The following is a 10865-nucleotide window of genomic DNA, read 5'->3' as shown; positions in this document are numbered from 1 at the left end:
ATTACAGATCCAGCACCAACGGCCGCTTGCTCTGCGCCGGCACCGCGCAGCAAATCAGCACCTGCCCCGCTTCCGGCATGTCTGCCGGGGGCTGTGGATAATTCACCGCGCCACTGACCAACCGCGTCTTGCAGGTGCCGCACGAACCTCCACGGCAACTGAACTCCGGGCGCAGGCCACGGCTTTCTGCGAGCTCCAGCAGACTGCCGCCGTCCGGCTGCCAGCGCGCTTCCTTGGCAGAGCGTTCGAACATCACCGGCACTGACGTGATGGCTGCCGGTGGTTGCTCGATGACCAGCGCATCCGGGTCCGGCTGGCGCTTGAGCGTCGACGGGCCGAAGGTTTCGGCGTGGATCCGCGCGTCGCGAATGTCCAGCTCACGCAGGCTGTCGTAGATGCTTTGGGTAAAGGCGCCGGGGCCACAGACGGCAAAATCGATCTGGTCGTAATCCTCGACCTCCAGCAGATCGCGCAGCAGGGCCCCATCAATGCGCCCATGGCGGTCGAAATCCTCGCCCTCGTGCACATCGGCTTCCGGCTGGCTGAGCAGGCGAATCACCCGTACCGAATCGCCAGCAGTTTCCAGCAAACGATCCAACTCCTGGCGAAACGGCTGATCGGCCAGGCTGCGTGAACTCTGCAGCAACCACGTCGGCCGAATCCTCCGGGTGCGCAGGCCTTGGTACACCACCTCGCGCAGCATCGACAGCAACGGCGTGATGCCAACCCCCGCCGCCAGCAGCACCAGCGGCCGCTGTTCCAGCGGTGCCACGGTGAAGTGCCCCTGTGGCGCCCGCGCCTCGAGGATATCGCCGACCCGGATCTGCTGGTGCAAATGGCCTGAGATCAAGCCCTCGCGTTTCACACTGATGCGCAGGAAATCATCCGATGGCGCACTCGACAGGCTGTAAGTACGGATATGCGTTTCACCGTTCAGGGTGAAGCGCAGCGGCAGGTGCTGCCCGGCCTGAAACACCGGCATCCCCGCGCCGTCGTCCGGTTGCAGATAGATCGAGCGGATGTGCTGGCTCTCCCTTTCGATGCGGGTCACCCGCAGCGGCCGCCAGCGGTCACCCAATGCCTTGGCCTGCAAGCGTGCATCGGCCTGAGCCCAGGTGCCGGTCAACAGGCTGGTGGGCGACACGCCGTCGAAGCGCCAGCGCAAAGCCAGCGCCGCCGGGCGCCGCACCAGCCTCTCTACCTCGAATGTCCACAGGCGCTCGGCGCCCTGGAACGCTTCTATCTGCGGCCCTTCAAGGATGATCTCGGTCCGCCCGCTCAGTTGCAGCACATCGCCTGTGGAAAAGTCGATGAACAGCAGGCCCGCCTTGGGATTGAGCAGCAGATTGCCGAGCGTATTGAAGTGCAGATTGCCGGCAAAATCCGGGATGGTCAGGCGATTACCTTCGACCCGGACAAACCCGGCCTGCCCACCGCGATGGGAAACATCTACCGCACCTTGTCCGTCCGCGTCGACGTAACTGGCGACGAAAAAGGTGTCGGCACCTTCGATCATCGCTCTGGCTGCGTCATCAAGACCGTCGCCGTGCTGCGCGGGCCGAGTCTGCGGATCGCTCAGCGGCACGCGCTGGAACTGGCGCAGTTGAATGTATTGCGGACAATTGCCAAAAGCCTGATCCACGCTCACCTCAAAACCCCGCGCGGTCAGATTATCGACATGACCGTTGAGGCGATTGCGGCGGCGAGTATGCAATTCAATGCCGAGCAACCCGATCGGTTCGCCATTGCGCAATTGCGCTGGATCATCGGCAGCGGGTTGGCTGACGAAATGCAGGTGCTCGGGATCAGGCGAATGAGCAAACCCCGGTGCGCCTTCCAGCACGCTGGCCCATGGACGCCCGTCAGCATCGACCGCGCCGTACAGCATGAACGGTAATTGCGCATAAAATGCGCGGTGCTGGTCCGGCATCCAGTCGCGAATCACTTTTCGGCCGAAGGCCTCCATGCGCTCGGCAACACCGACATGGGCCTGCAGTTGTTGCTCGCCAGCGTGCCACGGTGAACGTTCCATCACGCATCTCCCCGCGCCGCCGGCGCACTGTGGATAACTCGATCGGATCGGGCCGAACCTTCAGGCTGTCTTCTGCAGACCGGCGACCGTGCGCGGCATGCCGACAAAACCGGGCAAGGCTTCGACACGTGCCAGCCAGGCACGCACATTGGCGTAGTCGTTCAGCGACACGTTGCCTTCCGGCGCATGGGCGATGTAGCTGTAGGCAGACACGTCAGCGATGGTGGGTTCGCTGCCGGCCAGGTACGGGGTTTTGCCCAGCTCCAGCTCCATCACCTTGAGCAGGTTGTGCGCACGGGTAATCGCTTCTTCAGCATTCAACTGTGCGCCAAACACCGTCACCAATCGTGCAGCAGCAGGTCCGAAAGCAATCGGCCCGGCAGCGGCCGACAACCAGCGCTGCACCCGTGCCGCACCGACCGGATCGGTTGGCAGCCAACGACCGTGGCCGTACTTCTGCGCCAGATACACCAGAATCGCGTTGGAGTCGGCCAGCACCACTCCATCATCGTCGATCGCCGGCACCTGACCGAAACTGTTGATCGCCAGATATGCCGGCTGCTTGTGCTCACCCTTGGCCAGATCGACCAGGATCAATTCGGTCGGCAATTGCAGCAGGGACAACATCAGCTCCACCCGATGGGCGTGGCCGGAACGCGGGAAGTTGTAGAGTTTGATCGCTTGCATGGTCGACTCCGCTGGAGGGGGCGCTGTTCGGGATGGCAGCACCGATGGAGGCCATCTTCCACCCATCCTTGAAGCAACAGAATCACCAGCAATCGCAATCGATTATTTCACCTGATGAAATAACGCCGCATTCTGCAGTGCCGGATGTTCTCGCAGCACCTTCACCGCATGGTCGACAAAACTGCGCACCCGCGCCGGCGCCTTGCGTCCGCCTTGATACACCACGTGAATCGGCAGCGGCGGCAGTTCGAAATCGGCGAGGACAATTTCCAGTTCACCGCAGGCCACCTTGCCGGCGACTTGATAGGACAACACTCGCGTCAGCCCCAACCCCAGGCAGGCTGCGGCAATCGCCGCCTGGTTGGCGGTGACCACCAGCCGAGGCTCGGGTCGCACGCTGAGCGCTTCGCCCTGATCCATAAACGGCCAGTTGCGTAACTGGCCGATGGCCGAGGTCGCCACCACCGGCGCACCGGCCAGTGCCTGCGGATGCGCGGGACGGCCGTGTCGAGCCAGATAGGCCGGCGAACCACAGATCACCCGCCGTACTTCGCCGACCCGGATCGCGTGCTGATTGCTGTCCGGCAACTCACCGATGCGCACTGCGACATCGATGCCCTCCTCGACCATGCTCACCACCCGATCGACCAACAGCGCATTGATCGAAACGTCCGGGTATTGCGTCAGATAAGCCGCCATCAGCGGTGTGACAAACAGCTCGCCGAACAATACCGGCGCAGTCACCGTCAATTGCCCGCGGGGCTGGGCGTGACTGCCGGCCGCCGAATCCTCGGCTTCCTGCACCTCGGCGAGAATTCTCCGACAATCTTCCAGATAACGCTGACCAGCCTCACTCAGGTGCACAGTGCGCGTGGTGCGAATCAGCAACTGTGTACCAATGCGCTGCTCCAGCGCCGCCACGGCGCGGGTGACACTGGCCGCGGACAAGCCAAGACGCCGCGCCGCCGCCGAGAAGCCCTGCTCCTGGGCCACGGTGGCGAAGATCTGCATTTCCTGGAAGCGGTCCATGGAGGTCCTCGAGTCAGATACAAAAATCGCAGCCGAGGCTGCGATTTTTGCGGTCAATGTCAGCTGTGGATAACTTATTCCACCGTCACCGACTTCGCCAGGTTGCGTGGCTGGTCGACGTCGGTGCCCTTGAGCACGGCGACGTAGTACGACAGCAGCTGCAGCGGGACGGTGTAGAGGATTGGCGAAAGGATGTCGTGGATGTGCGGCATCTGCACCACGTGGGTGCCTTCGCCGTTGGTCATCCCGGCTTTCTCGTCGGCGAACACGATCAGTTCACCACCACGGGCGCGAACCTCCTGCAGGTTGGACTTGAGCTTCTCCAGCAGTTCGTTGTTCGGCGCCACGGTGACCACCGGCATGTCGTTATCCACAAGCGCCAGCGGGCCGTGCTTCAATTCGCCAGCCGGATAGGCTTCGGCGTGGATGTAGGAGATTTCCTTGAGCTTCAAGGCACCCTCCATTGCGACCGGGAACTGCGCGCCACGGCCGAGGAACAGGGTGTGGTTCTTCTCGGCGAACAGCTCGGCGATTTTTTCCACGGTGCTGTCCATCGCCAGCGCTTCGCCCAGACGGGTCGGCAGACGACGCAACTCTTCCACCAGCGTGGCTTCAACGTCTTCGCCGAGCGTGCCGCGGACCTGACCCAGCGACAGGGTCAGCAGCAACAGGCCGACCAGTTGTGTGGTGAAGGCTTTGGTCGAAGCCACACCGATTTCGCGACCGGCTTGGGTCAGCAAAGTCAGGTCGGACTCACGCACCAGCGAGCTGATGCCGACGTTGCAGATCGCCAAGCTGGCGAGGAAGCCCAGCTCTCTGGCGTTGCGCAGCGCAGCCAGGGTGTCGGCGGTTTCGCCGGACTGGGAGATGGTGACGAACAGGGTGTCCGGCTGCACCACCACCTTGCGGTAGCGGAATTCGCTGGCGACTTCGACCTGGCACGGAATACCAGCCAGTTCTTCGAGCCAGTAACGCGCAACCATGCCGGCGTGGTAACTGGTACCGCAGGCGACGATCTGCACGTTGCGCACTTTGGCGAACAGTTCGGCAGCCTGTGGACCGAAGGCCTGCACCAGTACTTGATTGTTGCTCAGGCGACCTTCGAGGGTACGCTGCACCACGACCGGCTGTTCGTGGATTTCCTTGAGCATGTAGTGACGGAATTCGCCCTTGTCGGCGGCTTCGGCACCGTCGCTGTACTGTACGGTCTGGCGCTCGACGGCGTTGCCGTTGACGTCCCAGATCTGCACGTTATCGCGGCGAATTTCAGCGATATCGCCTTCTTCCAGGTACATGAAGCGGTCAGTCACCTGGCGCAGGGCCAATTGGTCGGAGGCGAGGAAGTTCTCGCCCAGGCCCAGACCGATCACCAACGGGCTGCCACTGCGCGCGGCAACCAGGCGATCCGGCTGTTGTGCGTTGATCACGGCCAGACCGTAGGCACCGTGCAGTTCCTTGACCGTGGCTTTCAGCGCGACGGTCAGGTCAGGCTGATCCTTGAGTTTATGGCTCAGCAGGTGCGCGATGACTTCGGTGTCAGTGTCCGAAGTGAACACGTAACCCAGCGCTTTCAGTTGCTCACGCAGGGCTTCGTGGTTCTCGATGATGCCGTTGTGCACCACGGCGATATCACCGGAGAAATGCGGGTGCGCGTTGCGCTCGCAAGGTGCACCGTGGGTCGCCCAACGGGTGTGGGCGATACCGAGACGGCCAACCAGCGGCTGTGCGGCCAGCGCCGCTTCCAGCTCGCTGACCTTGCCCGGACGGCGCATGCGCTCGAGCTTTTCGTCGTTGGTGAAAACTGCCACACCGGCGCTGTCATAGCCGCGATATTCAAGGCGCTTGAGGCCTTCAAGCAGGATGGCGGTGATATTACGTTCAGCTACTGCGCCGACAATTCCACACATGCTTATTTCTCCTGACTGACAGCCGCGCAAATCACGGTGATACCGCGGGCCTGAATCTGATCGCGCGCATCTTCAGGCAGGCGATCATCGGTAATGAGGGTATGAACGCTGCTCCACGGCAGCTCCAGGTTGGGAATCTTGCGGCCGATCTTGTCGGCCTCGACCATCACGATCACTTCCCGCGCCACGTCGGCCATCACCCGGCTCAGACCGAGCAACTCGTTGAACGTGGTGGTGCCGCGCACCAGATCGATACCATCGGCGCCAATGAACAACTGGTCGAAGTCGTAAGAGCGTAGTACCTGCTCGGCGACCTGGCCCTGAAAGGACTCCGAATGTGGATCCCAGGTGCCGCCGGTCATCAGCAGCACCGGCTCGTGTTCGAGTTCGCTCAAGGCGTTGGCGACATGCAGGGAGTTGGTCATGACCACCAGACCCGGCTGCTGGCCAAGCTCGGGAATCATCGCAGCGGTGGTGCTGCCACTGTCGATGATGATGCGGGCGTGTTCGCGGATGCGTTTGACGGCAGCACGGGCAATCGCCTGTTTGTACTTCGAAACGCTTTGGCCGAGTTCTGCGACCAGTTCCTGCGGCATGGTGATCGCCCCGCCGTAACGGCGCAGCAACAGACCATGGCTTTCCAGCGCAGCCAGATCCTTGCGGATCGTAACTTCCGAGGTTTCGAAGCGCTTGGCCAGTTCATCCACACTGACTTCGCCCTGCTCATTGAGCAAGGCGAGGATGTTGTGCCGGCGTTGGGGCGTGTTGCGTTTCGACATGGCGACTTAAGTTTCGATTCGAAAGATAACGGAAGCAATCAAAACCTATTGCCTTTCAATCGTCAAGCTCAGGTCATAAAAAATCGCAGCCCCCCGGCCCTCCTGTAGGAGCTGCCGAAGGCTGCGATCTTTTGATCGTAAAGCCCGCTGTGGATAACTCAGCTCTTCTTGATCTTCTCCGGACGCTTCCAGCCGTCGATATTTTTCTGCCGCGCCCGACCAACAGCCAACTGCGCGTTATCCACATTCTGCGTAATGGTCGAGCCAGCCGCAGTGGTTGCCCCCGACGAGATATCCACAGGAGCGACCAACGAGTTGTTGGAGCCGATGAACACGTCCTCGCCCAACACGGTTTTCCATTTGTTGGCGCCATCGTAATTGCAGGTAATGGTGCCCGCGCCAATGTTGGTGCGTGCGCCAATTTCCGCGTCGCCCAGATAGGTCAGATGCCCGGCCTTGGCGCCCTCGCCCATGCGGGCATTTTTCAGTTCGACAAAGTTACCCACATGCGCACGTGCTTCGAGCACCGTGCCCGGGCGCAGACGGGCAAATGGACCGGCATCACTGCCTTCGCCAAGAACTGCGCCTTCGATGTGACTGTTGGCTTTGACCACCACGCCTTTGCGCAGGGTACTGTCCTTGATCACGCAGTTCGGACCGATCACCACATCGTCCTCGATGAAAACATTACCTTCGAGAATCACGTTGACGTCGATCAGCACATCACGACCGACGGTGACTACGCCGCGCACATCGAAACGCGCCGGGTCACGCAGGGTCACGCCTTGCGCCATCAGACGGCGACCGGCGCGCAACTGGTAATGCCGCTCCAGCTCGGAGAGTTGCTTGCGATCGTTGGCGCCCTGCACTTCCATCGGGTCGTGCGGTTGTTCAGTCGCCACCACCAAACCATCGCTGACCGCCATTTCGATCACGTCGGTCAGGTAGTACTCGCCCTGTGCGTTGTTATTCGACAGGCGGCTCATCCAGTCGGCCAGGCGATTGGCCGGGACCGCGAGAATGCCGGTGTTGCCTTCAGTGATTGCGCGCTGGGCTTCGCTGGCATCTTTATGCTCGACGATGGCAGCGACCTTGCCGTCAGCGTTGCGCACGATGCGGCCGTAACCGGTCGGGTCTTCCAGCTCGACGGTCAGCAGGCCCATCTGGCCCGGTACGACGTGCTTGAGCAGGCGCTGCAGGGTTTCAACTTCGATCAACGGCACGTCGCCGTAGAGAATCAGCACGGTGTCGGCGCTGATGAACGGCACAGCCTGAGCGGTTGCATGACCAGTGCCCAATTGCTGGTCCTGCAGCACGAAATTCAGATCGTCCGCCGCCAGACGCTCACGTACCACATCGGCACCGTGGCCGATCACCACATGAATGCGTTGTGGATCGAGCTGCCGTGCGCTGTGGATAACATGCCCAAGCATGGAATTGCCGGCAACCGGGTGCAGCACTTTCGGCAACGCCGAACGCATACGGGTACCTTGACCTGCCGCGAGGATAACGATTTCGAGAGACATGACTGGCTACCAATCCTGGGTGGTCAGCAACTGCGACCGGGTTGTTAAAATCGGAAAAGAAAAAAGGGTAGCCGAGGCTACCCTTTTTTATCAATCGCACAACAAGTGGCTGACGGATTAACCGCCAAACTTCTTGCGGATCTGCTGGACGGTGCGCAGCTGAGCTGCAGCCTCGGCCAGACGTGCGGACGCAGCTCCGTAGTCGAAATCTGCGCTCTTCTCGTGCAGAGCAGCTTCGGCAGCCTTGAGAGCTGCCTGGGCTTGAGCTTCATCCAGGTCGGCGGCACGTTGCACGGTATCGGCAAGCACCTTGACCATGTTCGGCTGAACCTCGAGGAAACCACCGGAGATGTAGAACACCTCGGCTTCCCCGCCTTGCTTGATCAGGCGGATCGGACCTGGCTTCAGATTAGTGATCAGCGGCGCGTGACCCAGAGCGATACCAAGATCACCCAGTGCACCGTGCGCAATCACCATCTCGACCAGGCCGGAAAAGATTTCCCCTTCCGCGCTGACGATATCGCAATGGACTGTCATAGCCATCTGATTGCCTCAACCTAAATTAGCGCCCGTTGCCGGGCGCCGGGATTACAGTTTCTTGGCTTTCTCGATCGCTTCTTCGATGCCGCCAACCATGTAGAACGCTTGTTCTGGCAGGTGGTCGTAGTCACCGTTGAGGATGCCTTTGAAGCCAGCAATGGTGTCTTTCAGGGAAACGTATTTACCCGAAGCACCGGTGAAGACTTCAGCCACGAAGAACGGCTGCGACAAGAAGCGCTGGATCTTACGAGCACGGTTAACCAACTGTTTGTCGGCTTCCGACAGCTCGTCCATACCCAGGATCGCGATGATGTCTTTCAGCTCTTTGTAACGTTGCAGAACGTACTGAACGCCGCGAGCGGTGTCGTAGTGGTCCTGGCCGATTACGTTCGGATCCAGCTGGCGCGAAGTCGAATCCAGTGGATCTACCGCTGGGTAGATACCCAGGGAAGCGATGTCACGGGACAGAACGACGGTGGCGTCCAGGTGGGCGAAGGTGGTCGCTGGCGACGGGTCGGTCAAGTCGTCCGCAGGTACGTATACCGCCTGGATCGAGGTGATCGAACCTTCCTTGGTCGAAGTGATACGTTCTTGCAGAACGCCCATCTCTTCAGCCAGGGTCGGCTGGTAACCTACTGCCGAAGGCATACGGCCCAGCAGTGCGGATACTTCGGTACCGGCCAGGGTGTAACGATAGATGTTGTCGACGAACAGCAGAACGTCGTTACCTTCGTCACGGAACTTCTCGGCCATGGTCAGGCCGGTCAGTGCTACGCGCAGACGGTTACCCGGCGGCTCGTTCATCTGACCGTAAACCAGTGCCACTTTGTCCAGAACGTTGGAATCCTTCATCTCGTGGTAGAAGTCGTTACCCTCACGAGTACGCTCACCCACACCGGCGAACACGGAATAACCGCTGTGCTCGATGGCGATGTTACGGATCAGTTCCATCATGTTTACGGTTTTGCCTACACCGGCACCACCGAACAGACCGACTTTACCGCCTTTGGCAAACGGGCAAACCAGGTCGATAACCTTGATGCCGGTTTCCAGCAGGTCGTTGCCGCCTGCCTGTTCAGCGAACGACGGCGCTGGACGGTGAATGCCCCAACGCTCTTCGGTGTCGATCGGACCTGCTTCGTCGATCGGGTTACCCAGAACGTCCATGATCCGGCCCAGGGTCGCTTTACCGACCGGTACGGAGATGGCTGCGCCGGAATCGGTAACTTCCAGACCGCGCTTCAAGCCCTCGGTGGAACCCATCGCAATGGTGCGAACCACGCCGTCGCCCAGCTGCTGCTGAACTTCCAGAGTGGTTTCGGCCGCGCTGACTACTTTCAGCGCGTTGTAGATGCTCGGTACGCTGTCGCGTGGAAATTCCACGTCGATAACGGCGCCGATGATTTGAACGATACGTCCGCTACTCATAGCTGGATCCTCTGAATATTTGAACCGTTAAACCGCGGCAGCGCCGCCGACGATTTCCGAGATCTCTTGGGTGATCGCAGCCTGACGCGCCTTGTTGTAGATCAGCTGCAAATCGCTGATCAAATCACCGGCGTTGTCGGTAGCGTTCTTCATCGCGATCATCCGCGCAGCTTGTTCAGCCGCGTTGTTCTCGACCACCGCCTGGTAGACCTGCGACTCGACGTAACGGACCATCAAGCCGTCAAGCAGCTCTTTGGCATCCGGTTCGTAGAGATAGTCCCAGTGGTGCTTGAGATCCTGATCCGGGGTTGCCACCAGTGGAATCAACTGCTCCACGGTAGGCTGTTGCGTCATGGTGTTGATGAACTTGTTGGACACCACGGACAGGCGGTCAATACGGCCATCCAGGTAGGCATCCAGCATCACCTTGACGCTGCCGATCAGATCATTGATCGACGGCTCTTCACCCAGGTGGCTGATAGCTGCAACGACGTTACCGCCGAAGTTGCGGAAAAAGGCCGCACCCTTGCTACCAACGACACACAGATCAATCTCGACGCCGTTTTCGCGGTTTACCGCCATGTCCTTGACCAGGGCCTTGAACAGGTTGGTGTTCAAGCCACCGCACAGACCACGGTCACTGCTCACGACGACATAACCGACACGCTTTACTTCGCGGTCGATCATGAACGGGTGGCGGTATTCCGGGTTGGCGTTGGCCAGATGCCCAATTACCTGGCGGATACGCTCCGCATAAGGACGGCTAGCAGCCATGCGCATTTGTGCCTTGCGCATTTTGCTGACCGCCACTTTTTCCATGGCGCTGGTAATTTTTTGCGTGCTTTTGATGCTCGCAATCTTACTGCGAATCTCTTTTGCGCCTGCCATGTAACACCTATCAGGTTAGCAAGCGGGAGCCTCACGGCTCCCGCTGCGG

The 10865-nt window shown here is 60.4% G+C and carries 9 protein-coding genes; all 9 read right to left on the bottom strand.

The genetic code is table 11. The features are described from left to right. Position 1: 1 nt before the first annotated feature. Positions 2-2032 (bottom strand): pyridoxamine 5'-phosphate oxidase family protein, encoded by a 2031-nt coding sequence (locus ACU680_RS23645; RefSeq protein WP_448180640.1) that lies wholly within the window; start codon positions 2030-2032, stop codon positions 2-4. A gap of 60 nt (positions 2033-2092) precedes the next feature. Continuing rightward, entirely contained in the window at positions 2093-2719 is a 627-nt protein-coding gene (locus tag ACU680_RS23640) for a glutathione S-transferase family protein (RefSeq protein WP_448180639.1), read from the bottom strand. Positions 2720-2821: 102 nt separating this feature from the next. Then, positions 2822-3748, bottom strand: a complete 927-nt coding sequence (locus tag ACU680_RS23635) for a LysR family transcriptional regulator (protein WP_448180638.1) — start codon at positions 3746-3748, stop codon at positions 2822-2824. Positions 3749-3822: 74 nt separating this feature from the next. Then, positions 3823-5655: a glutamine--fructose-6-phosphate transaminase (isomerizing) gene (gene glmS / locus ACU680_RS23630; protein WP_448180637.1), complete on the bottom strand. Its 1833-nt coding sequence runs from the start codon at positions 5653-5655 to the stop codon at positions 3823-3825. Between the two features lie 2 nt (positions 5656-5657). Further along, entirely contained in the window at positions 5658-6434 is a 777-nt protein-coding gene (locus tag ACU680_RS23625) for a DeoR/GlpR family DNA-binding transcription regulator (RefSeq protein WP_448180636.1), read from the bottom strand. A gap of 158 nt (positions 6435-6592) precedes the next feature. Beyond that, positions 6593-7960, bottom strand: coding sequence for a bifunctional UDP-N-acetylglucosamine diphosphorylase/glucosamine-1-phosphate N-acetyltransferase GlmU (glmU, locus tag ACU680_RS23620; protein ID WP_448180635.1), 1368 nt, complete (start codon positions 7958-7960; stop codon positions 6593-6595). Between the two features lie 117 nt (positions 7961-8077). Beyond that, positions 8078-8503: a F0F1 ATP synthase subunit epsilon gene (locus ACU680_RS23615; protein ID WP_007954164.1), complete on the bottom strand. Its 426-nt coding sequence runs from the start codon at positions 8501-8503 to the stop codon at positions 8078-8080. Between the two features lie 45 nt (positions 8504-8548). After that, complete coding sequence (gene atpD / locus ACU680_RS23610) at positions 8549-9928, bottom strand: F0F1 ATP synthase subunit beta (RefSeq protein ID WP_007911961.1); 1380 nt, start codon at positions 9926-9928, stop codon at positions 8549-8551. 27 nt (positions 9929-9955) lie between these two features. Continuing rightward, positions 9956-10816 (bottom strand): F0F1 ATP synthase subunit gamma, encoded by an 861-nt coding sequence (gene atpG / locus ACU680_RS23605; protein ID WP_007960781.1) that lies wholly within the window; start codon positions 10814-10816, stop codon positions 9956-9958. Between the last annotated feature and the right edge of the window lie 49 nt (positions 10817-10865).

This window comes from Pseudomonas sp. LF020 (genome assembly GCF_053456425.1).
This window is presented reverse-complemented; position numbering and strand designations above follow the sequence as displayed.